The 22,079-nt window shown below is 67.3% G+C and carries 24 protein-coding genes; 12 read left to right on the top strand and 12 right to left on the bottom strand.

Features of this window, described 5'->3' with window-relative positions; translation table 11 throughout:
• Nucleotides 1–6 precede the first annotated feature (6 nt).
• Nucleotides 7–552 carry a redoxin domain-containing protein gene (locus AC5P99_RS11420; RefSeq protein WP_049460064.1) on the bottom strand — a complete coding sequence of 182 codons (546 nt, stop codon included), beginning with the start codon at nucleotides 550–552 and terminating at the stop codon, nucleotides 7–9.
• A 3-nt stretch (nucleotides 553–555) separates the two neighbouring features.
• On the bottom strand, nucleotides 556–1,347 hold the full coding sequence (locus AC5P99_RS11415; RefSeq protein WP_088436910.1) for an alpha/beta fold hydrolase: 792 nt from the start codon (nucleotides 1,345–1,347) through the stop codon (nucleotides 556–558).
• Nucleotides 1,348–1,688: 341 nt separating this feature from the next.
• On the opposite strand from AC5P99_RS11415, the gene AC5P99_RS11410 reads away from it, so the two are divergent.
• From AC5P99_RS11410 to AC5P99_RS11390, 5 genes are all read left to right on the top strand, one after another.
• Entirely contained in the window at nucleotides 1,689–2,333 is a 645-nt protein-coding gene (locus AC5P99_RS11410; RefSeq protein ID WP_495213173.1) for an HvfX family Cu-binding RiPP maturation protein, read from the top strand.
• A 95-nt stretch (nucleotides 2,334–2,428) separates the two neighbouring features.
• Entirely contained in the window at nucleotides 2,429–2,905 is a 477-nt protein-coding gene (locus tag AC5P99_RS11405) for an HvfA family oxazolone/thioamide-modified RiPP metallophore (protein ID WP_495213172.1), read from the top strand.
• A gap of 56 nt (nucleotides 2,906–2,961) precedes the next feature.
• A complete protein-coding gene (locus tag AC5P99_RS11400; RefSeq protein WP_495213171.1) occupies nucleotides 2,962–3,807 on the top strand; it encodes an HvfB family MNIO-type RiPP peptide maturase in 846 nt (281 codons plus the stop codon).
• Nucleotides 3,800–4,534, top strand: a complete 735-nt coding sequence (locus AC5P99_RS11395; protein ID WP_495213170.1) for an HvfC family RiPP maturation protein — start codon at nucleotides 3,800–3,802, stop codon at nucleotides 4,532–4,534. The genes AC5P99_RS11400 and AC5P99_RS11395 overlap by 8 nt, the downstream gene beginning before the upstream one ends.
• A 147-nt stretch (nucleotides 4,535–4,681) precedes the next feature.
• On the top strand, nucleotides 4,682–5,320 hold the full coding sequence (locus AC5P99_RS11390; protein ID WP_495213169.1) for a ferric reductase-like transmembrane domain-containing protein: 639 nt from the start codon (nucleotides 4,682–4,684) through the stop codon (nucleotides 5,318–5,320).
• A gap of 53 nt (nucleotides 5,321–5,373) precedes the next feature.
• Here the strand turns inward: AC5P99_RS11390 and AC5P99_RS11385 are convergent, their stop codons facing one another.
• The 5 genes from AC5P99_RS11385 to AC5P99_RS11365 form a co-directional block, all read right to left on the bottom strand.
• A complete protein-coding gene (locus AC5P99_RS11385; protein ID WP_495213168.1) occupies nucleotides 5,374–6,510 on the bottom strand; it encodes a metallophosphoesterase in 1,137 nt (378 codons plus the stop codon).
• A gap of 134 nt (nucleotides 6,511–6,644) precedes the next feature.
• Entirely contained in the window at nucleotides 6,645–8,183 is a 1,539-nt protein-coding gene (locus AC5P99_RS11380; RefSeq protein WP_088436904.1) for a TerC family protein, read from the bottom strand.
• Between the two features lie 43 nt (nucleotides 8,184–8,226).
• Nucleotides 8,227–8,451, bottom strand: a complete 225-nt coding sequence (locus tag AC5P99_RS11375) for a helix-turn-helix domain-containing protein (RefSeq protein WP_012479411.1) — start codon at nucleotides 8,449–8,451, stop codon at nucleotides 8,227–8,229.
• Nucleotides 8,451–8,918: a DUF2975 domain-containing protein gene (locus AC5P99_RS11370; protein ID WP_005412578.1), complete on the bottom strand. Its 468-nt coding sequence runs from the start codon at nucleotides 8,916–8,918 to the stop codon at nucleotides 8,451–8,453. Before AC5P99_RS11370 ends, AC5P99_RS11375 begins: the two co-directional genes overlap by 1 nt.
• A 184-nt stretch (nucleotides 8,919–9,102) precedes the next feature.
• A complete protein-coding gene (locus AC5P99_RS11365; protein WP_088436903.1) occupies nucleotides 9,103–9,684 on the bottom strand; it encodes an NMCC_0638 family (lipo)protein in 582 nt (193 codons plus the stop codon).
• A 129-nt stretch (nucleotides 9,685–9,813) separates the two neighbouring features.
• Between AC5P99_RS11365 and AC5P99_RS11360 the strand changes: the two genes are divergently transcribed.
• Both AC5P99_RS11360 and AC5P99_RS11355 read left to right on the top strand, forming a co-directional pair.
• The gene (locus tag AC5P99_RS11360) at nucleotides 9,814–10,125 is read left to right on the top strand and encodes a metalloregulator ArsR/SmtB family transcription factor (protein ID WP_004147836.1); all 312 of its coding nucleotides are present in this window, start codon (nucleotides 9,814–9,816) and stop codon (nucleotides 10,123–10,125) included.
• A gap of 24 nt (nucleotides 10,126–10,149) precedes the next feature.
• Nucleotides 10,150–11,544 carry a DUF2867 domain-containing protein gene (locus tag AC5P99_RS11355; protein ID WP_495213167.1) on the top strand — a complete coding sequence of 465 codons (1,395 nt, stop codon included), beginning with the start codon at nucleotides 10,150–10,152 and terminating at the stop codon, nucleotides 11,542–11,544.
• A 38-nt stretch (nucleotides 11,545–11,582) separates the two neighbouring features.
• Here AC5P99_RS11355 and AC5P99_RS11350 read toward each other — a convergent pair whose 3' ends face one another.
• Nucleotides 11,583–12,014, bottom strand: coding sequence for a pyridoxamine 5'-phosphate oxidase family protein (locus AC5P99_RS11350; RefSeq protein WP_495213166.1), 432 nt, complete (start codon nucleotides 12,012–12,014; stop codon nucleotides 11,583–11,585).
• A 284-nt stretch (nucleotides 12,015–12,298) separates the two neighbouring features.
• Between AC5P99_RS11350 and AC5P99_RS11345 the strand changes: the two genes are divergently transcribed.
• On the top strand, nucleotides 12,299–12,733 hold the full coding sequence (locus tag AC5P99_RS11345) for a hypothetical protein (protein WP_049448672.1): 435 nt from the start codon (nucleotides 12,299–12,301) through the stop codon (nucleotides 12,731–12,733).
• Nucleotides 12,734–12,768: 35 nt separating this feature from the next.
• Nucleotides 12,769–13,275 (top strand): PaaI family thioesterase, encoded by a 507-nt coding sequence (locus AC5P99_RS11340; RefSeq protein WP_049448670.1) that lies wholly within the window; start codon nucleotides 12,769–12,771, stop codon nucleotides 13,273–13,275.
• A gap of 9 nt (nucleotides 13,276–13,284) precedes the next feature.
• Here AC5P99_RS11340 and AC5P99_RS11335 read toward each other — a convergent pair whose 3' ends face one another.
• The 4 genes from AC5P99_RS11335 to AC5P99_RS11320 all read right to left on the bottom strand — a co-directional run bounded on the left by AC5P99_RS11335 (nucleotide 13,285) and on the right by AC5P99_RS11320 (nucleotide 18,530).
• A complete protein-coding gene (locus AC5P99_RS11335; RefSeq protein WP_049448668.1) occupies nucleotides 13,285–15,027 on the bottom strand; it encodes a GGDEF domain-containing protein in 1,743 nt (580 codons plus the stop codon).
• 162 nt (nucleotides 15,028–15,189) lie between these two features.
• Nucleotides 15,190–16,215: an AI-2E family transporter gene (locus tag AC5P99_RS11330; RefSeq protein WP_032966486.1), complete on the bottom strand. Its 1,026-nt coding sequence runs from the start codon at nucleotides 16,213–16,215 to the stop codon at nucleotides 15,190–15,192.
• Nucleotides 16,216–16,322: 107 nt separating this feature from the next.
• Nucleotides 16,323–17,375, bottom strand: a complete 1,053-nt coding sequence (locus AC5P99_RS11325; RefSeq protein WP_005408484.1) for a sensor domain-containing diguanylate cyclase — start codon at nucleotides 17,373–17,375, stop codon at nucleotides 16,323–16,325.
• Between the two features lie 147 nt (nucleotides 17,376–17,522).
• A complete protein-coding gene (locus tag AC5P99_RS11320; RefSeq protein ID WP_099605569.1) occupies nucleotides 17,523–18,530 on the bottom strand; it encodes a LacI family DNA-binding transcriptional regulator in 1,008 nt (335 codons plus the stop codon).
• Between the two features lie 95 nt (nucleotides 18,531–18,625).
• Here AC5P99_RS11320 and AC5P99_RS11315 point away from each other — a divergent pair, with 95 nt between their 5' ends.
• From AC5P99_RS11315 to AC5P99_RS11305, 3 genes are read left to right on the top strand one after another with little or no spacing between them, the layout of a single operon-like run.
• On the top strand, nucleotides 18,626–19,678 hold the full coding sequence (locus tag AC5P99_RS11315; RefSeq protein ID WP_032966485.1) for a sugar phosphate isomerase/epimerase family protein: 1,053 nt from the start codon (nucleotides 18,626–18,628) through the stop codon (nucleotides 19,676–19,678).
• A gap of 27 nt (nucleotides 19,679–19,705) precedes the next feature.
• Nucleotides 19,706–20,923, top strand: coding sequence for a nucleoside permease (locus tag AC5P99_RS11310; RefSeq protein WP_495213165.1), 1,218 nt, complete (start codon nucleotides 19,706–19,708; stop codon nucleotides 20,921–20,923).
• Nucleotides 20,924–20,935: 12 nt separating this feature from the next.
• Nucleotides 20,936–22,060, top strand: a complete 1,125-nt coding sequence (locus AC5P99_RS11305; protein WP_049448660.1) for a Gfo/Idh/MocA family protein — start codon at nucleotides 20,936–20,938, stop codon at nucleotides 22,058–22,060.
• The last annotated feature ends 19 nt before the right edge of the window (nucleotides 22,061–22,079 follow it).

Raw genomic sequence — 22,079 nt, 5'->3', positions numbered from 1 at the left:
CGCGGCTCAGGGGTTGGCCAGCAGGCGCTGGATCTCGCTTTCGGTACGTGCGTAGTCGCCCTCGCCGTAATGGCGGTAGACCACCCGCCCCTGACGGTCGAGCAGGTACAGCGCGGGCCAGAAGCGGTTGCGCCAGGCGTTCCAGATCCGGTACTGGTTGTCCTGCACCACCGGCCAGGTGATGTCCAACCGTGCGATGGCCTTGCGCACGTTGCCGGGCAGCCCTTCATAGGCGAACTCCGGCGTATGCACGCCGATCACCCTCAGGCCCTGCGACGCGTAGCGTGCATGCCACTGGTGGACATGCGGCGCCACGTTGAGGCAGTTGCGGCAGGTGTAGGTCCAGAACTCGACCAGCACCACCTGCCCCCGCAACTGCTTCAGTGTGAGCGGTGGGCTGTTGTGCCAGGGCCCGCCACCGTCGAACCCGGCCATCGGTTCTGCATCGAGCGGTTGCGCGCCGGCATCCGCGCCGGGCCATGCCAGCAACAACGCCGCTCCGCCCAGCAGGGCCAGCAACAGCGGCAATGCGTACCCTCGCAGTGCGGCCATCGCTCAGCCCCCCTGCTCGGCCAGCGGCAGTTCCGCCGGCTTCACCCCCGCCGCTTCCAGGATGCTGTCGGCCACCTGCGCAGGATGCGAAAGCAGCGACACATGGCTGCTGCCGATCGATTGCAGCTGTGCACCGATGCGACGTGCGGTCGCGGCCTGCAGCTGCGGCGACAGCATGCGGTCATCTCGGCTGAGCACGTACCAGCTCGGCTTGCTGCGCCACGCCGCAACGTTCACCACCTCGCCCAGAGCGCTGGCCTTCAACGGGACCTGCGTGCTGTACAGCAGTGCGGCCGATTTTTTCATCACGTCCGGCGCGAAGTCCTGGGCGATGGCATCAGCCGGCAAGGTCAGGTAGCCGTCCCTTTCCTGCAGTCGGGCCAGACCCGGACCGACCGGGAAACCTTCGCCCTGTTGCGCCGAAGATTGCCCTGCATCCGGTGCGAACGCCGCCACGTACACCAGCGCCTGCACCTTCGGGTCATTGCCCGCTTCGGTGATGACCGTGCCACCCCAGCTGTGGCCGACCAGCACCACCTTGCCAGGCGCAGCGGCAATCGCACGACGGGTGGCGGCGACGTCGTCGGCCAACGAGGTGAGCGGATTCTGTACGGCCACCGCCGGCAGCTTCCAGTCATGCAGGGTACTGATGACCTTGCTCCAGCTGGAGCCATCGGCGAAGGCGCCGTGCACCAGGATGACGGTGGGCGGTGCAGCGGTATCGACCTGGGCAGCGAAGGCAGGGGCGGCGGCGGCAAGGGCGAGAGCGGCGGCCAGCAAGGAGGTACGGATCATGGGGGCACTCCGGAGTTGGGAGTGGCCATTTCCGCCTGCCGGTGTATCACCGCTGTTTCTCCGCTGCGCGGAGTTGTACCGGACTGTAGGGCGCAGGCGGGTTTCTACAGTGGGATACATTCGCGCGCCGGTCCTGGCTGGGCGCTTTCGGGTGAATATCGCTCCCCGCACGCGGGCGCGCAACGCCCCGATGTGCATCCACGCATCGTCTTTGTATCGGACTGTACGAAACCCCGGCCGCGACCACAGTCGCTGACAAAACCCCGGGCAACGGCACACGTTGCCGATACCTGCGCCGCCTGGAATGGCCTCCATCGACCACTGGCCCGCAGGACACCACCATGATCAGCACCGCCTCTTCCGTGTATACCCCCCGCCTGGACGCCGTCGGCCGCTGGCTCTCGCCATTGGCGTTGCGCACCCTGCTGGCCTGGGAGTTCTTTGAATCCGGCCGCGAGAAGCTGGGCGGCCAGAACTGGTTCGCCGACCTGGAAGGCCGCTTCCCGTTCCCGTTCTCCGCCCTGCCCGCGTCGCTGAACTGGCGGCTGGCGACCTGGCTGGAACTGGTGGGCGCGGTGATGCTGCTGCTCGGCCTGGCCACGCGCTCGGTGGCCTACGTCTTCTGGGTCCTCACCATCGTTGCCATCGCCGCCGTGCACTGGCCCGACCAATGGAACGGCCTGGGTGAACTCTGGCAGGGCTACGCGATCACCGACCAGGGCTACGGCAACTTCAAGCTGCCGCTACTGTTCCTGGCCATGTTGCTGCCGCTGATCCTCAACGGCGGTGGCGCGCTCAGCGTGGACCGGCTGTTGGCCGGCTCACAGCATGCCCCTGTCGGCAATGACGGCCTGGGCTGGGGCGTCAGCCTGATCGCCCTGCTGCTGCCGGTTGCCGCGCTGCTGCCCGGCATCGGCTTCGGCGGTGCCCTGCTCGGCGGCGTGCTGCTGCTGGGCCATCTGCTGCGCCGTCGCCACGCCGCCTGAGCTGAATCCCCTGTTCCCGCGCCTTTCGCTTTCCGTCGCCTCCTCGGCGGCGTCCATCCCGCACGCCCCGCGTGCTTTCCCAAGGAGTCATCACCATGTCCATCTCGACCAGGAACACCCCCTCCTCCCGCCTGCCGCGCATCGGTGCCATCGGCATTGCCCTGGCCGGTGGCCTGCTGCTGGCCGGCCAGACCGCGGCGATCCAACCGCTGGCGATCAGCGCGGTGGCCATGAGCGCCGCCGCCGAAGGCAAGTGCGGTGAAGGCAAGTGCGGGGCCAACAAGGCCACCACCGGCAAGCCCGCCGACAAGGCCAAGGTGGCCGAGGGCCAGTGTGGCGAAGGCAAGTGCGGCGACGCCTCGTTTGCCCGCACTGACCGCGACCACGACGGCAAGGTCTCGCGTGCCGAGTTCAACGCTGTGGCCGCCAAGCGCGCCGCCGAGTTCGACCGCATCGACACCGACCACGACGGTTACATCAGCGAGCAGGAAGCGCACGACTACCTGCGCAGCGTCTACACCGCCAACGGCAAGCCGATGCCGAAGGGCCTGTTCTCCCGCGTTGCCGATTGATCGACGTCCAACCGGCGCCGCCTTCAAGGCGGCGCCCTTTCTCTGGAGCATCCGCCATGTCCCTGCCCCTGCCCTTCAATGCCGCCGGCCTTGGCCTGCGCCGTGGGCTGATCGACGAACTGCTGGCAATGCCGGCCGGTGCCATCGACTTCCTTGAAGTCTCCCCTGACAACTGGATCGGCGTCGGCGGTGCACACGGCGCCGCGCTGCGCCAACTCAGCGACCGCCACCCCTTGACCTGCCACGGCCTGTCGCTGTCGCTGGGCGGTCCTGATCCGCTGGACCGCACCCTGCTGGCACAGACCCGTGCCTTCCTCGACCTGCACCAGGTGCAGCTGTACAGCGAACACCTGAGCTACTGCGCCGCCGGTGGCCATGTCTACGACCTGCTGCCACTGCCGTTCACCGCCGAGGCCGTTCACCATGTCGCCGGCCGTATCGCCCAGGTGCAGGACATGCTGGGCCGACGCATCGCCGTGGAGAACATTTCCTACTACGCCGTCGCCGGCGCGGACATGAGCGAGATCGACTTCATCAACGCCGTGCTCGCCGAAGCCGACTGCGACCTGCTGCTGGACGTCAACAACGTTTTCGTCAACGCCTGCAACAACGGTTATGACGCCTTCGAATTCCTGGCCCGCGTGCCGGCCCACCGCGTCGCCTCGCTGCACGTAGCGGGCCACTTCGATGAAGACGATGGCTTCAAGATCGATACCCATGGTGCGCCGGTGAAAGGCGTGGTCTGGGCACTGTTGCGCGAGGCCTATGGGCGGGTGGGCGTGCGCCCCACGCTGCTCGAACGCGACTTCAACTTCCCCCCGCTTGCCGAATTGCTGGCCGAGGTCGGGCAGATCCGCCAGGCGCAGGCCGAGGCACGTTGGCCCGAGGTGGCCCATGGCTGAGTCGCTGGCGACCCTGCAACGGCGCTGGGCCGATCATGTGCGCGCCCCTGCAAAGACCGCCCCCGGTGGCATCGAGGCGCGGCGGATGGCGGTCTACCGCCGCCTGTGCATCGACAGCTTGGACAGCCTGCTGGCCGGCAGCCTGCCGCGGCTGAAGTCGCAGCTGGGCGATGCCTGCTGGCGCAACACCGTCGAGCACTACTACGCGAGGCACGCCTGCCGCACGCCGTTGTTCCCACGGATCGCGGGCGAGTTCGCGGCCTGGCTGGCGGTGCAGGACACGCTGGCGCTGCCGGGCTGGGCAGCGGAACTGGCGCACTACGAGAGCACGCAGCAGTCGCTGCACATTGAAGCGCGTGACGGCGGGCGGCCGCTGCAGCGCGCTCCCGTAGGCAATGATGTGCTGGCGGTTTCGCCGTTGGTGCGGGTGCTTGGCTACCAGTGGCCAGTACATGAGGACGGGGCGCTGGAGCCGGTGTTGAGCACGGCTCCCACGCTGCTGGTGATCCAGCGCCTCGCCGATTTCAGCCTGCAGACCGAGGAACTGTCACCGCTGGCCTACGCGCTGCTGTCGGTGTTCGGTGACGACAGCGCGTCGGTGGATGAAGCACTGCAGCTGCTGTCCGAAACACATGGCGTGGCAGCGGACGCATTGCGCATGGCCTGCGTGCCTGTTCTGGGCGAGCTGTGCGCAGCGGGCGTGCTGGTTGCATTGCCTGCTTTCTGAGGTTGCCGGCCAGCGGCCGGCACTACCCGTTCCTCGGCCGGCCAGCGGCCGGCACTACCCCTTCCTTGGCCGGCCAGCGGCCGGCACTACCCGTTCCTTGGACGGCCAGCGGCCGGCACTACCGTCCCCCTACTTCGAGGTCTCATCATGGCTCCTTCCAACACGTCCTTCCTGCATGGCTGGCGCCTGTTCGTGGCCGTAGCGGTGGTCCTGATCGCCTTCGCGCTGGCGGCCTTCGCCCTGTATCCCGATGCAGCCGAAGGCAGCCGAGCCGCGATCCGGGTCACTGCGCGCACATCGTTCCTGCTGTTCCTGGCAGCGTTCACGGCATCGTCGTTCGCCAGCCTTCTGCCCGGCCCGTTCACCCGCTTCCTGCTGCGCGAACGGCGCATCATCGGCCTGTCCTTCGCGTTCTCGCACCTGTTGCATGCAGTCGCGATCACCAGTTTCGGCATCCTCAACCCGGCGTTCTGGCCAGCACGATCCGCGCTGGCCAACCTCCCGGGCACGGTGGGCTACATTACCATCCTGGCGCTGGCCATCACCTCGCACCGGGGGCTCGCCCGGCGCATGGGACCCACCGCCTGGCGTCGCCTGCACGTCACCGGCATGTGGATCATCGCGGCGGTGTTTACCTACTCGTACTTCAAGCGCGTTCCGGGCAACTTCTGGTATGCGGTGCCGTCGGCGCTGCTGTTCACCGCCTTCGTGGTGCGCTGGATTGCCAAGCGGGCGCAGGCGCTGCGCCGAAGTGCGCATGTGCGGCCGCCGCTGCGGGCGGCCTGAGGGGCCGGGGTCAGATGCCTTTGCCGCAGGGAAAGGGATCTGACCCCCTAAGGTCAAGGCGCGCGGCGCAGCGTGATCAGGGTGATCTCCGACGGCACACCGATGCGCGCCGGGAAACCTGCCCAGAGGCCCGCACCGTTGCTCACGTACAGTGTCATCCCGTCCACGTCGTAGCGGCCGGAGACATAGCCGCCGTTGGCTCGTTTCACCAACTGGTCCATACCAAAGATCTGCCCGCCGTGGGTATGCCCGGACAATTGCAGCTTCACACCGCGCGCGGCCGCCTGGCGCGCATTGCGCGGGCGGTGATCGAGCAGGATCACCGGTGCAGAGGGATCGGCGCCGGCCAGCGCGGTTTCCAGATCCGGCAGCGGCAGGCCATAGCGTGCCGCCACCGGATCGGTGACGCCGGCGATGGTCAGCGCCGCGTCATCACGGCGTACCTGCAGATGGCTGTTCTCCAGCACCTGCATGTGCAGCGCGCGGAACGCCTGCATCCACGCCTGGTACTGCGCGTAGTACTCGTGGTTGCCGGTGATGGCGACGACGCCGTCCGGCGCCCGCAGGTCCGCGAGCGGGCGCGCGTCGTCACGGCGGGCCTCGACACTGCCGTCGATCAGATCGCCAGTGATCACGATCAGGTCCGGTGTCAGTGCGTTGCTCTTGTCCACAACCTTGCGCACCCAGTCGCCGGTCAGCAAGCGGCTGGCGTGGATGTCGGTCAGCTGCAGCACGCGATAGCCGTCGAACGCAGCAGGCAGATCCTTGATCGCCACGTCGATCTGCCGAGGCTGGGGCACGGCCATGCCCTGGCTGATGCCATAGCCACTCACAAGCAGCGCCAGCAGGCCGGCCAACGGCCGCAGCTTCGAGGCGCGCAGGACCGATACGATGCGCGGCCAACGCAGCAGGTGCGAAAGCAGCAGGCCGGCATCCAGTACCAGCATCATCAAGGCGAGCAGCAGTACCGCCGTGGAGCCGGTGGCCAGAACGGCGATGGCCAGCTTCGGGATCTCTGGCGAGGCCATCGTGCCCCAGAAGGTGGCGACGATGCGCAGCTGCACGGCCACGCCCACCAGCAGCAACGACAGCACGACCTTCATCCAGATAGGCATGCGCAGTGGCCAGAACAGGCGCCAGGCCACATACAGGCCCATCAACAAACCGATCGTACTCAGCACTGCAACCATCCATGACAGAAATCGGGCCCGCCATGGTGACGGCTGCGGGTCGTGTTGTGTAGAGCCGGGCCCATGCTCGGCTGCCCAGGAAGCCGTCGAGCATGCCTCGACGCTACAGAACCCCGATCGCGCATGGCTCGACGCTACGGATGCCCCAGGCGCTCCACCCGCAGGCGGGCGATGCGACGCTTCTCCATCGCCAGTACGGTGATGCGAACATCCGCAATCTCCACCGCGTCACCGATGTCCGGCAGGCGCCCCAGACGCTCCAGCACCAGGCCGGAGATGGTCATGTAGTCGGCACTGCGCGGCAGCGATACGCCGGCCAGCCGCTGCAGGTCGTCCAGGGTCAGGGCACCGTCGGCCTCCCATTGGTCCTCGCCCTGCGCGACCACGCCATAGCGCGCGTCCTGGGTATCGACCAGGTCACCGGCAATGGCCGCCAGCAGGTCGTTGGCGGTCACCAGGCCTTCCACGCTGCCGTACTCGTCCACCGCCACCGCCAACGGCACCGGGTGCTGGCGGATCAGTTCCAGCGCCTGCAGCGCGCTGGCACTGGACAGCACGTACTGCGGCTCGCGCAGGTTGCCCTCCAGCTGCAGCGGCCTGCCCTGCAGCAGGTCGGCCAGCAGGTCGCGGCTCTGCACCACGCCACGCAGGCTGTCCAGGTCGCCATCACCCACCAGCAGGCGGGTGTGTGGCGACGCCACCAGGCGTGCCACCACATCCTCCTGCCCACGGGCCAGGTCGATCCACTGCACGTCGGCACGCACCGTCATCACGCTCGACACCGGGCGATCGGCCAGCCCCAGCACGCTGCGGATCATCTCGTGCTCCGCCGGCTGCAGGCGCTCTTCGGCATCGACGTGTTCGTCCGCGTTTTCGTCGTCGTGGCCATTGGCCGGGCGCGCGCCCAGCATGCGCAGCACGGCGTCGGCGGTGCGCTGGCGGAACGGCTGGCGGCGTTCGTTGCGCTCACGGTTGAAACGCACCCACTGGTTGAACGCCTCGACCAGGATCGAGAAGGCAATCGCCGCGTACAGGTAACCCTTCGGAATCTTGTAGCCCAGGCCCTCGGCCACCAGGCTGAAACCGATCATCAGCAGGAAGCCCAGGCACAGCACCACCACCGTAGGATGCTTGTTGACGAAGCGCGTCAGCGGCCTGCTGGCCAACAGCATCAGCGCCATCGCGATGGTCACGGCGGCATACATCACGCCCAGGTTGTCGACCATGCCCACCGCGGTGATCACCGAGTCCAGCGAGAACACCGCGTCGAGCACCACGATCTGTGCCACCACCATTGCGAAGCTGGCGTAGACCTTCTTGCCATCCTCTTGGTGTTCGCGGCCTTCCAGCCGTTCGTGCAGCTCCATGGTGCCCTTGAACAGCAGGAACAGGCCACCGCCCAACAGGATCAGGTCACGCCCGGAGAAGCTGTGGTCGAACAGCGTCAGCAGCGGCTCGGTCAGTTTCATGATCCACGCCAACGCCGCCAGCAGCACCAGCCGCATCAGCAAGGCCAGCGCCAGGCCGATTACCCGCGCGCGGTCACGCTGGTGCGGCGGTAGCTTGTCGGCAAGGATCGCGATGAACACCAGGTTGTCGATGCCGAGAACGATCTCCAGCACGACCAGGGTTGCAAGGCCCATCCAGATCGAGGGGTCAGCCAACCATTCCATTTCAGGTCCGTTTCGTCAGTAGGTAAGGGAAAAGAGCGACCGCTCAGTCAGCGTCCTGTGCCTGCGCCGGGTCGTGCCCGAGCAGGTCGCCGGGCGTGCACTGCAGCTCGCGGCAGATCGCATCAAGGGTGGAAAAGCGGATGGCGCGCGCCTTGCCGGTCTTCAGGATCGACAGATTGGCCAGGGTGATGTCGATGCGCCCGGCCAGCTCGGACAGGGTCATGCCCCGTGCCTGCAGCATGCGGTCCAGGGTGATGACGATCGCCATCAGATGACACCGTCGAGGTCGTCGCGCATCGCTGCGCCCACGGCGAAGACGCGCGCCAGCACGAACAGCATCAGCACGGCCACCAGGCCAGTGATCGACATGCCACCGCCGACCTCCATCCAGGTGAAATCCGGGCCCATCCAGGCCGAATAGGCACCGATCAGGATCGACAGCAGTTCCATTGCCAGCATCAGCCAGGCCATGCGCTGCAGGCGCCGTGCATTGGCGTGGGTGAACGGCCGCTCGCGCGCCGCCGACTTCAGCAGCCTCAGCAGATGGCGCAGGAACAGCAGGCACAGCACCAGCAGCGCGATGATCGCGCCCAGGCCCAGGCAGAAGTGCAGGAACAGATCATTGCCGTGCGCGGCAGCGGCCTCGGCGTCATGCACGCTGTCGAGCAGCCAGCGGCGGTCGTGGGCGACCAGCGGCACCGCCAGCAGTGCGGCCAGGATGCCCAGCCAGCACATCGCCCGGACGGCCTGTACGGCGGCCTGGGCCAGGGCAAACAGGCCTCGCGCGGGTCTGGCGCGGGCGGGACGAGCGGTCAAGCGGCCTCCGGTGTTGGGGTGGACGCGCCGCCCCAGGATGGATTTATCGATAAACGATATATCACACGCTGCGTGAAAGGCTGAACCGCAGGCGTGGCTCCTGTCAGGGCCCGGGCGCGCCCCGCTCCAGCATCGCCTCACCCGGCGTCGCAGAGGCCATCGCCTGCACGCCGGCATCGGCGGCCTGTTGCGTGACCAGGCGGAAGCGCACCTGCAGCTTGCCCTGCCCCGGGGTGGCCCAGCCGTACTGGATCGCCACCTGATCGGCCGACAGCGGCCCACGTCCCGGCAGCGAGCGCACCTGCAACGGCATCGGCGCGGCCTGCACCAACCGGGCGAATCCCTTCTGCACGACCGCCGCGTCGGCCTTCTCGGCGTAGACCGTGCACGTGCCATCGTCAGCCCAGCTCACCGCATAACGGCCACTGGCCAGGGGCACCATCCAGGCCACACCCGATTGCCCCTGCAACAGCGTGGCGGCTTCGGCGGGCTGCAGCGGCGACAGCTCATTGGATTCCATCAGCGACTGCAACCGCGCCGGGGCCCCGATGTGCTGCATGCAGGCGGTATCGAACAACTCGCTGAAGGGATCCTGCGCCGGAGCCTTGGCCTTGGGCGTGCGCGCGGGTTGCGCCGCCGCCAGGGTGGGCAGCAGGGACAAAGCCAGCCAGAACGCAGGACGCATCGGGATTCCACGCTACGGAAAACAGCAGGGAGGATGGCAAAGCCCGAGCGTGCCGCGCAATGGGTCATGGCTTGACAGCCGCCACCGGCGGGAGGAGTATTAGTTAACGAATTAGTTAATTAGCTCGCCATGGACCGCATCTTCGAAGCCCTTGCCTCCACCGCCCGCCGGCAGATCCTGGCTTATCTCAGTGCCGGCGAACTCAGCGCGGGCGAGCTGGCCGAGCGCTTCGACTTCAGCAAGCCGGCGTTGTCCAGCCACCTGCGCATCCTCGAGGAAGCCGGACTGATCGAACGCGAAAAACGCGGCCAGTTCGTGTACTTCAGGCAGGTACCCGACCGTTTGGCCAACACGTTGTTCTCGTGGGCGGCCGAAGTCTGCCCGGTCGGCGGCCCGCTCAAGCGTGAAGCCCGCGCCCGCCGCAAGTCTCCCGCCCGCTGATCCGCCCCGCCAAGGAGCATGACGATGCCTGGTTCGACCCGCGATCGCCGTTCGTTTCCAGCAGTGCAGCTTCCGGCACAGGACGGCGGCAGTCCGACCGAAGTCACCCTGATCGCGCAGCTCGGCATCGGTGCCGGTGACGCGCTGGTGAGTGACGCCGGCCAGCGTCAGCGCCACCACCCGGCATTCATCGATGCGTTGGATGAACCTTCGGCGCGACTGGGTGGCATGCACCTGCAGCACGGGGATGCCTCCTCGCTGTACAGCTTCACCGTCGGTGCCGGTGGCCACCCGTTTCATCGCCATGCAGGCCCGCGCATGTTCACCGCCATCGCCGGCAGCGCGGGAGCCGAGCTGCGTTTCGCCACCGCCTCCGACACGCAGCTGGCGACAGATCCCGGTGCCTTCGCGCGCACGCTTCGGCGCATCCGCATCCCACCGGACTGCCTGTTTACCGTGCGCTTCGGCGGCGGCACCTGGCACCAGTTCGCGTCGAACCATCCTGCACATCCAGCGCTGTTCGCGTTGTCCTGCCACAGCAATGAACTGGCCGGCGCGATGAGCGAGCAGGCGCGTGCACAGGTGCAACGCAATGCCGCCGATATCCCCAGCCTGACCGAGGTGCTTCCGGAATCGCACTGGCCTTCGGGCACTTCGCTTGCGGCGGCCCCGCTGTTGCAACTGTCGCTGCAGGCGGCGCCTCCCAGCCTGTGCGCACACCTCTGCGCGCGTACCCGTGCCCTGCTCGGCCCGCTGCGCCGCATCTCCATGCGGCCGCTGCGCGGGTTCGTCGAACGTGCCACACCGGCCTATCCCATCCGTTCGCGGCCCGCCGCCACCGATGGCCTGCTGCCCACAGCGCTGCCGCACAGCCACTACCAGGACCTGACCACCCTGTGCCTGGAACCCTCGCAGGTGGTCCACCGTTCCGCGTCGGCACTGCTGGCCGATGTACTGGACGGCTTCCTGCGCAATCCGCCCAGTGGCGTAGGCCATCTGATGGCGCTGCGAAACCGACTGGTGGCGCCGTTGCGGTTGCGCACGTCGCCGCTGGGATGCCCGGTGTCGTCACTGCTGTCCACCGATCGCAGCCGGTTGTTCGCTGGTCGATTTCCTGTGCTGGATTCGCACATCGATACGCAGGACAACGACGCCGAAGTCCTGCTCGGCGCCGACGATCAGCACCTGCGTTTCCGCAGCAGCGTGCGCGTGCAGCGGCGTAGCGATGGACATGTCGAGATCAGCCTGGGCTCTCGCGTGCAGACCCTCAATGCGTTCGGCGGCATGTACATGGCACTGATCGACGCCGGGCACCGGCACTATGTCGCGCCGGCACTGCTGCGGCGTGCGGTGGAACACGCCTTGGCACCGGAGCTGGCCAATCTTGGGGATCCGGCAGCGCACCCTGCGCACTGCTGACCCTGGAACGCGATGCGCCGGGCGCTGCACGGTTCCGCTCAGATCACGATTTCGCCCTCGTCCTCGCCATCCCAGTAGTGGATGCGGCTGGCGCGCACGTGAATCAGCACCAGTCCCGGTGTATCCACGCCCTGTTCGAACCATCGCTCCAGGTCCTTCACCCAGTGCTGGCTCATCGTGGCCCGGTCGCGCACCAGCGCTGCCCTGCCCTGCACGTGGACGAACAACGGTGGCTTGCCCAGCAGCGACTTGCTGCCGGAAAAACCCAACGCGACGGCGGGGTCAGCTTCAATCTCGCACACCATGTCGGTGTCTTCGGTGGTGAAGAACCAGCTGTCACCGTCATAGTCCACGTCGCCGTTGTTGCTCATCGGACGACCGGCAATCTCTCCGCCGGCGTGGGTCTGCAGCATCGTGAAATCGATGCCGGCCATTTTCCTGGACAGTTCAGGCAGGGTGAGCTGGGTCATGTCGTCTTCCCTCGTCGGATGGAGTCCCAGCGTCTGCGCAGGGCGGTGACCGAAGCGTGGATGGGCAGTTGCGACCTCTTCACAGAAAACGAGATAGGGCGCATGGCACGTGCGTGACGCATTCCTCACCACCACACCCGCGTTAACAGCGGATGGAGGAACGGTCCTCCACGCCGCGACACGCCTCTAACAGGGCATTGCCCGAGAATCGCGCAACCTCGCGATGCATCCGGCATGGCCGCCGGCATCACCGGGGCTCCCCTCCGCAACCGCATGGCCCCCACATGGACCTGTTCGCCTGGCTCGCGTTCGGCTGCTACCTGTTGGCGTTCTTCATTGTCTCGCTGTTTGCTGCGGCCTACCTGAAACGCTCGGACTTCATGCCCTACCACGGCCAGGCCGTGGGCCTGCCATGGAAGGAGGTCGAACCGCGCATGCAGTTGCTGCTGATGGCACTCATCCGCGTGGTCGGCGCCGGTTGGATCGCACTGGCCGGCGCCGGCGTGATGTTGGCCTGGCTGATCTTCTTCGGCGGACACTTCGCGCTGCCGCAACTGCTGGCCTTCCAGCTGTTCTGCCTGTTCGCCACCGTACCGCCGCTACTGGTCGCTTCCGGCGTGCGGCGACGCACCGGTGCGCGTACACCGGTGCCCGCCGGCGCCGCGGTGGTGCTGCTATCGGTCATCGGATTCGTGCTGGCCCTGTTGGCACTGTCCTGATGCGTGCTCCCTCCTATCCCTCCATCGAGGCTCCCATGAATCCCGAATCGATCTTCTACAGCGTGGTCGACGGTGATCTGCCGCCCTCCCAGGCGGGCACCCTGCTCGGCTGGCGATTCGTCGACTACGACGACGCACTGCGCCGCATCCATGTCGAGTTCGACGCCGGGCCGATGCTGACCAACCCGATGGGCAACGTGCAGGGCGGTTTCCTGTCAGCGATGCTGGATGACTGCATGGGGCCGGCGATCTACGCCACACTGCCCGCCAACCGCATCGCGGTCACGGTGGAATCCAAGACCAGTTTCGTCAGTCCGGCACGACCAGGGCGCATCATCGGTTGGGGCGAAGTCGAGCACAGCAAGGGGAGCATCGCCTTCACGCGTGGCTGGCTGACTGACCCGGCAGGCAACGTACTGGCCACCGCCACCGCCACCTTCCGGGTGGGTGCGCTGCGCTGGCGTGGCTTGTCGGTACCACGTCCGATCGCGCGCCGGATGATCGCGCGGACGCTGCGGCGGGTGCATGCACGCATCAGCTGAGGCTTGCCCTCAGCGCGTGATGCGACCGCCGCCCGCCACCCGTACCCGATCACGCCCCTGCGCCTTGGCCCGGTACATGGCCGCATCGGCGGCACGCAGCAGGGTGCGCCAGCCCAGCGCGTCGGTGCCGCCCTCGGCCACGCCGAAACTGGCGGTCACCCGCAGCACGGTGCCGCCGGCCAGCGCGATGTCCATCTGCTGCAGGGCCAATCGCAATGACTCGGCCAGCTGCCGGCCACCGGCCAGATCACCGTCGGCCAGCAGCACCAGGAATTCCTCGCCGCCATAACGGGCGATGCTGTCGCTGCGGCGCAGGTGGTGCCGCAACAACTGCGCCACCCGCACCAGCACTTCGTCGCCGGCATCATGACCATGGCCATCGTTGATCGCCTTGAAGCGATCCACGTCCAGCAGGATCACCACGGCGCTTGCATCGCCCCCCGCGTGTCTCTGCTGCACCACCTCATCCAGCGCGCGCCGGTTCAACAATCCGGTCAGCTCGTCGGTGCCAGCGAGCTGGCGCAGCTCGCTGGTCAGTGCCGAGCGCTCGCGCGATTTCTCACGCAGTACTTCGATGGCGTCGAACAAGCGCTGCATCTCGGCCAGCGGGTGGGTGACATGCTGCTCCGGACCGGGTGCATCCGACGCAAGCTGGATCACCTGCGCCTGCGCCTGCAGCAACGGCTGCAGGATCTGCCGGTGGGCAATGCGCAATGCCACGCCCAGCACCACCAGTGTGCCCAGCGCGGTCGCCACCAGCACGGCCAGGCGCATGACCTCGCGATTGCGGGTGCGTTCAAAGCGGGCGATGGACACGCTCAGGTAGCCATCACGCAGCGCCTCAAGCGACTGCAGGGTCGGCACGTAGCGCGTGGTGAATTCGGCGGCGGTCCATTGCGGCGGCAGGCCTCGGCGGCCATCTTCGATCAACTGCTCGATCATCGGCAGCGATTCGCCGAAGAACTGCCGACGCGCCATGTCCCAGTGCCATGACAATTCAGGGTCACTGCGGAACACCGACTCGTGGCTGCCCGCCAACCGCCACAGCTCCAACAGGCGACCCTCGGTCTGCAGTGCAGCGCGTACCTGTTCCTCCCGCCATGCCCCTGGCACCGCCACCGGCGCCATCACATTCGAGGCCAGGCGGCCACCATGCTCGCGAAGATCGATCAGCACCTGGCCCTGCATCGCCGGAATCGCTGCTTCACGGTCGGCGCTGACCAGCACGTTGATCTGTGCCGAGGTCAGCAGGTGCAGGCGATCGACCACGGCGAACATGCCACTGATCGCACGCTCCACCTCCTCCACGCGGCGTGCGTCATGGGGCTGCGCCACGACCCGGTCGACCGCAGCCCGCGCCGATTGCAGGCGACGTTGCGCGTCGGCCAGCAGCCCATGCTCGTCGACCACTCCCGGATCAGCCTTGAACACGGTGTCCAGCTGCAGCAGGGCAGCGTCGACCCGCTTGCGCGCGGCCGCCAGCTGCGCGGCCAGCGGTGCCTGCTCGGCCGCATCGGCCGGGTCGGCGCCCAGCAGGCTGTTGGCGGGGCCGCGTTCGGCCGACACCAGGTTGGCCAGGTCGAAGGTCTGCCGCAGCTGGCGCAGGCTGGCCAGGTTGTCCTCGGCGGCCGTGAAGCGCAGCGTGCCCTGCACCAGTGCGATGGCCATCAGCGGCAGCGTACAGACTACGAACAGCCCAGCCAGGATCCAGACCCAGGTCCGCAATCCGATGGGCGACGCCTTGCGGGCCATGCACATTTCCCCTGTAGTGCCGAACACTGTAACGGCCGGCTACACAGGCGCCAAGCCACTCGCGGGCCAACCGTGGCGGTGGGTATACCCTGCCGACCGCGAACGCACCGACAAGGCCGCGCGGACATTCGAACCGGGACAAATACGTCATGCCCAGCCGCGTCAGATCCAGCGCTGGTCGACCAGTTCGCGCTTCACGTAGGCATAGAACACCGGCGCGGCGACCAGGCCCGGCAGGCCGAACGCCGCCTCCATCACCAGCATGGCCAGCAGCAGCTCCCAGGCACGCGCCTGGATCTCGCCACCGACGATGCGCGCATTGAGGAAGTACTCCAGCTTGTGGATCACGATCAGGTACAACAGCGCGGCCACGGCCACATAGAACGAGACCGACAACGCGACGATGCTGATGATGGTGTTGGAGATGATGTTGCCCACCACCGGCAGCAGGCCGGCGATGAAGGTGATCAGCACCAGCGTCTTGGAAAGGGGCAGGTGCACGCCGAACAACGGCAGCACGCCCAGCAGGAAGATGGCGGTGAAAAGGGTGTTGAGCAGGGAGATCTTCACCTGCGCGAACACCACCTGGCGGAACGCGGTGGCCAGGCGGCTGGTGCGCCCGATCAGCTCCTGCGCCAGCGGCCCCATCGTCGGCAGCGGCAGTTCGTCGTACAGCGCGATCATCGCGCCCAGCACCATGCCGATCAGTACGCGTACACCCACCTGAACCACCGAGGTACCGGCCACGCCCAGCTGGCGCTGGTGCTCGGCGGCCCAGTCATTCAGCGCCGCACGCAGCGCCGGCATGTCCTCGGGGATATACGGCTGCAGCAGCGCTGGAACCTGGTGGCGCGACGAATTGAGGATATCCATCAGCCGTGCCAGCAGCGCGTCCGGCCCACCGGTCTCGTTGCGGAAGAACGACGCCACACCGATCCCGGCCAGCACCAGCGCGCTGATGATGATCGCCGACAGCACGATCACCGCGATCGCCCGCGCCCGTCCCGGCGGCAGCCTGCCTTCCACAGTGGACGCCAGCACATGGGTCAGCTGGAACACCAGCAGGCCCGACAGCAGCGTCACCACCAGGCCGAGCTTCAGCGCCAGCCACATGCCCAACAGCATCATCAGCCAAGCCGCGATCCTCGCAACGGGGGGCTTGGGCTGGGCAACGAGGGCGTCTTGCATGGGCGGCGCGTCCGGGCGGGGTGGCCCATGGTAGAGGATTGGCGTGCCGATTCCGCGTGCAGGATGAACGGGCGTTTCGGCCTCGTTCGGCGGCAGCCGTGCCGCACTCACTCGCCGTAGCTGGCTGTGTTCTTGCCCTGCCGCTTGGCGTGGTAGAGCGCGCGGTCGGCCAGTGCCAACCAGTCCTCGACACTACCGCCACGCGGCGTCGCGGCAATGCCGATACTCACGCTGAACTCCACGCCCGGCGTAGCCTGCCGCGCGGCCTCCAGCAGGTGCAGGCGCACCCGCTCGGCCACGTGCATCGCATCGACGGGCGCGCAGTCGCGCAGCAGCACCACGAACTCATCGCCCCCCAGCCGCGCGGGCGTATCACCGGGCCGGGCAAAGGTGCGCAATGTCGCCGCGATATGCCGCAGCACCTCGTCACCGGCGCGGTGGCCATGCGAGTCATTGATGCGCTTGAAATCATCCACATCGAGCATCAGCAGGCAGGCAAAGCCGCCCTGGCCCTGGGCCCGGTCCAGCGCCTGCTGCGCACGCAGGATAAGGAAGCCACGGTTGGCCAGCTCGACCAGCGGGTCCATCCGGCTGAGCCGCTGCAGCTGACGGTTCTGCGATTTGACCCGGCGCGCCAGCTGCCAGCTGAGAATGCTGAGGCCGATGCCATACACGAACAGGAACGGGACACTCAGCACGATCGTGCGCTGCGAGGTGACCGGCTGGTAAGGGAAGCCGAGCAACCACCAGGTGAGTGCGAAGCCCAGCAGCAGGGCCAGCGTGGCGCGCATCGCCAGGCGCACGCCACCGGCAGCGATCTTGTCGGCCACCAGCAGCGCGGCGAACAGTGCGCTGGGCACCGCGCTCAACGCCATGAAGGCGATCCAGCCACCGCCGAAGAAGGAGTCGGCCACCATGCAACGGAACTGGACGACCGCCGGCTGGCGGGAGCGCTGGGTCAGCAGCAATGCCAGTGCCGGCCACGCCAGCGCGTTGAGCAGCAGCAGGACCCACGCCAGCCCGCCATCCTGGCGTTCAAGCATGATCGAGGCGATGGGGATCGCTCCCAGTCCATTGCCGACGAAACGCATCCAGCCGATGCGACGTGCCGCGCCAATGCCTTCGACCGCGCCTTCCGCCGAATCGGTGAAGAATGGCATTGCCGCCCCCCTTGCGCGATCGCACCTGCTGCTACGGCCCTTGCCGGGCTGCCTGCGATGAGTCTGACAGCTTTGCGTCAATTCGGGATCAAGGTTGCACGATATCGCGCGGGCCGGCTGCCACCCTCCCGCGGCCCCACCCCGTGGTCACCTGCGTCGGGGCGCAGCCGTCGATCCCCGCACCATCAGGCTGAAATCCAGCGTCTGTTGAAGCGGAACATCCACCTGTTCGATGATGGCGAGCAGCAGGTTGACCGCGCGCGCGCCGATTTCCCGCATCGGCTGCCGGATGGTCGTCAGCGGCGGCGTGAGGTAGCGGGAAGACGCCAGATCATCAAAGCCGACGATGGACAGGTCTTCCGGCACGCGGATGCCCAGCTCCCGGCAGGCCGCCAGGGTGCCCAGCGCCATCTGGTCGCTGAAGCAGAAGATCGCCGTTGGTGCGGACGTGCCGTCCAGCAGCGCCATGGCAGCCGCATGGCCGGATTCCACTGAAAAATCCCCGGGCACGATGCTCAGCTGGCGCAGGCGGCCACGCGCCTTGCCGGCCGCCCGCACCCCTTCCAGGCGCTGCTGGTGCAGGGGATTGTCCGGCGGCCCACCGACCACGGCGATCCGTTCATGGCCCAGTGCGTACAAGTGCTCCATGACGGCGCGTGCGGCGGCGGCATTATCGATGTGAACACTGGGCAGGCCCAGCGCGGGATCGAACTCGCAGCCGTTGACCACCGGCGCGGCAGCCCCCCTCTGCTGGACAATCTCGCACGCCGTCGGTGGCAGGCGATGGCCAAGCACGATCATGCCGTCGGCCTCGTTGCGCCGGAGCATCTGCGCGTAGCGCTCCTCGCGGTCGGGTTGGTCCTGCGTATCGCCCAGCAGCACCGCATAGCCGACAGCCTGCGCGGCGTCTTCCGCGCCCTGCAGGATCTGCGCGAAGAACGGGTTGGCGATATCCGGCACCGTGACCAGGATCTTGCCGCTGCGCTGGGTCTTGAGCGTTCGGGCAACCGTGTTGGGCACGTAGCCCAACGCCGCGGCGGCCTGCTCGATGCGCGCGCGCGTGGCCGGCAGCACTTTGTCCGGCCGCGAAAGTGCACGCGACACGGTGCCGGCGGAGACGCCGACGTGCTTTGCGATGTCGTAGATGGTGGCCATGGCGTTAGTTCTCCCGCCCGCTGTGCACTGCACAACAGGTCCTGCGTAAGCCCCTGCTAGGATAATGCAATCGATTGCATCGAGGGCGAATCACGTTGAAGACGCTCAAGGGTCCAGCGCTGTTCCTGGCGCAGTTCATCGGCGACACGGCTCCTTTTGATCGGCTGGACACGCTGGCCGGATGGGCTGCGGGTCTGGGCTATTCTGGCGTACAAGTCCCCACCACGGCGCCCCACCTGTTCGATCTGGCCGAGGCCGCGCGCAGCCAGGCGTACTGCGACGACCTCGCCGGCATGCTGGCCGGTCATGGCGTGCAGATCACCGAGCTGTCCACCCATCTGCAGGGGCAGCTGGTCGCGGTCCATCCGGCCTACGACAGCTTGTTCGACGGATTCGCACCCGCGGACAAGCGTGGCGATCCCGCCGCCCGCCAGGCCTGGGCGGTGGAGCAGCTTCTGTTGGCCGCCAAAGCCAGCCAGCGGCTGGGGCTGACCGCGCATGCCACGTTCTCCGGCGCATTGGCCTGGCCCTATTTCTATCCCTGGCCGCAGCGCCCACCGGGACTGGTGGAAGAAGCCTTCGCCGAACTCGGCCGCCGCTGGCGCCCGATCCTCGATGCCTTCGATGCCTGCGGCGTGGATCTCTGCTTCGAGATCCACCCGGGTGAGGACCTGCACGATGGCGCGACCTTCGAACGCTTCCTCGATGTGGTGGATCATCACCCCCGCGCCAAGATCCTGTACGACCCCAGCCACCTGCTGCTGCAGCAGATGGACTACCTGGGTTTCATCGACCGCTACCACGCGCGCATCGGCATCTTCCACGTCAAGGACGCGGAGTATCGCCCCAGCGCAAGCAGCGGCGTGTATGGCGGCTACCAGGACTGGATCGAGCGTCCGGGCCGCTTCCGTTCGCTCGGTGATGGCCAGATCGACTTCAAGGCGATCTTCTCGAAGTTCGCCCAGTACGACTTCCCCGGCTGGGCGGTACTGGAATGGGAATGCTGCCTGAAGCACCCCGAGGACGGCGCACGCGAGGGTGCCGCCTTCATCCGCGACCACATCATCCGCGTGACCGAACGCGCCTTCGACGACTTTGCCGACAGTGGCACGGACGCCGCATCACTGCACCGCATGCTGGGAATCTGAGCCAAGACCGCCCCGGGAGGGCAAGCCATGACGCACGCCATGTCGCGCCTGGGCGCGATGATGTTTCTGCAGTTCTTCATCTGGGGGGCGTGGTTCGTCACCCTCGGAACCTACCTGGTGCAGGGCCCGCTGCAGGCCAGCGCGAGCCAGGTGGCCACCGCCTTCCTCAGCCAGTCCATCGGCGCCATCGTGGCGCCGTTCCTGGTCGGCCTGATCGCCGACCGCTACTTCGCGGCGCAGCGCATCCTTGCGGTGCTGCACCTGGCCGGCGCGGTGCTGATGTGGCTGGCGTCCACCGCCACCAGCTTCAGCGTGTTCTCGGCCTGCGTGATGGGCTACATGCTGCTGTTCATGCCGACATTGGCACTGGCCAACAGCGTGGCGATGCGGCACATGCAGTCGCCCGAGAAACAGTTCCCGCTGGTACGCGTGGCCGGCAGCATCGGCTGGATCATCGCCGGTGTGCTGATCGGCTGGCTGGGCTGGGAACAGGCCCATCGGCTTGAACTGACCTTCCGCATGGCCGCGCTGGCATCGCTGGTGCTGGGCCTGTATGCATTCACCCTGCCGCACACGCCACCGCTGGCGCAGCAGCGCGATGCCGGACTGGGGCAGATCCTGGGGCTGGATTCGTTGCGACTGCTGAAGTCGCGCGCCTACCTGGTGTTTTTCCTGGCGTCCATCGCCATCTGCATTCCGCTGTCGTTCTACTACAACTTCACCAATCCGTATCTCAACGACCTGGGCGTGCGCGGCGCAGCAGGCCTGCAGTCGCTGGGCCAGGTCTCCGAAGTGCTGCTCATGCTGGCCATGCCGTTCCTGTTCGTGCGGCTGGGGGTGAAGACCATGCTGGCGGTCGGCATGGCCGCCTGGGTGGTGCGCTACGCCATGTTCGCCTTCGGCGATGCGGGCAGCGGCTTCTCGCTGCTGGTGATCGGCATCGTGCTGCACGGCATCTGCTACGACTTCTTCTTCGTCACCGGCCAGATCTACACCGATGCGCATGCCGGCCCCGCCGCGCGCAGCAGCGCACAGGGCTTCATCACCCTGGCTACCTACGGCGTGGGAATGCTGATCGGCACCTTCCTGTCCGGCGCGGTGGTGGAGCACTTCACCACCGAGGCCGGCCCCGACTGGCAGCAGATCTGGCTGTTCCCGGCCGGCGTTGCACTGGTGGTGTTGATCGCCTTCCTGCTGCGGTTCCGCGACCGGCCGACGGTCACGGCCGCGCCCTCCACACCCTGAGGATCCCCGTCGATGCCCAAGCTTGGAATCGCCATCGTCGGCGCCGGCATGATCGGTGCAGTGCATCGTCGTGCGGCACTACTGGCCGGTGCCGAGGTGCGCGGCGTAGCCGCCTCGTCAGCGCAGCGCGCGCATGAGGCCGCGCAGTCCTGGAATGTCCCGCGCGCCTACCGGGATATCGAGGAGGTGATCGCCGATCCGCAGGTACAGGTCGTGCACGTGTGCACGCCCAACCATCTGCACCGCGCCATGGCACAGGCTGCGCTGGAAGCCGGCAAGCACGTGATCTGCGAGAAACCGCTGGCGACGACGCTGGATGATGCACAGGCGCTGGCGGCGCTGGCCGCATCGACCGGATTGGTTGCCACGGTGCCCTTCGTCTACCGCTACCACCCAGTGGTCCGGGAGGCGCGCGCACGCATCGCCCAGGGCGATCTGGGGCCGTTGCACCTGATCCACGGCAGCTACCTGCAGGACTGGCTGCTGGATCCGGCCAGCAACAACTGGCGCGTGGACCCCGCGCTGGGAGGCACGTCGCGCGTGTTCGCCGACATCGGTTCGCACTGGTGCGACCTGGTCGAATGGGTCAGTGGCGAGGGCTTCGCCGAAGTGAACGCGGCGTTCTCCACGGTAATCGCCGAGCGTGGCGCCGTCAGCGGGCAGAGCTTCAGCACGCCAACGGCCGCCAGCGCGATGCAGGCTGTCACCAGCGAAGACGTGGCCGCAGCGATGTTCAGGACCGGCGCCGGCACGCTGGCGTCATTGACGGTCAGCCAGGTCTCGGCCGGACGCCACAACCGCCTCTGGTTCGAGATCGATGGTGCCAAGGCCAGCGTGGCCTTCAACCAGGAGGATGCCGAACGACTCTGGATCGGCCTGCCCGATCAGCGCGAGGAAACCTTCATGCGCGGCCCCGGTGCCGGCAGCGCCGAACAACGCCGCCTTTCCGTGCTACCGGCCGGGCATGCACAGGGCTACGCTCAGTGTTTCGAGGCGTTTGTCGCCGACACCTATCGCGCCATTGAAGGCGAGCGGCCGCAGGGCCTGCCCACCTTCGAAGACGGCCTGCGCTCGGCACGGATCGTCGATCGCGTCATTGCATCAGCCAGGTCACGTGCCTGGACCACCATCGGTTGAATTCCGGGAGGATCTGTTG

This window comes from Stenotrophomonas sp. YJH_SMC_80 (assembly GCF_059372495.1).
The sequence above is the reverse complement of the archived record's forward strand: the minus strand, read 5'-3'. Positions and strand labels throughout refer to the sequence as shown.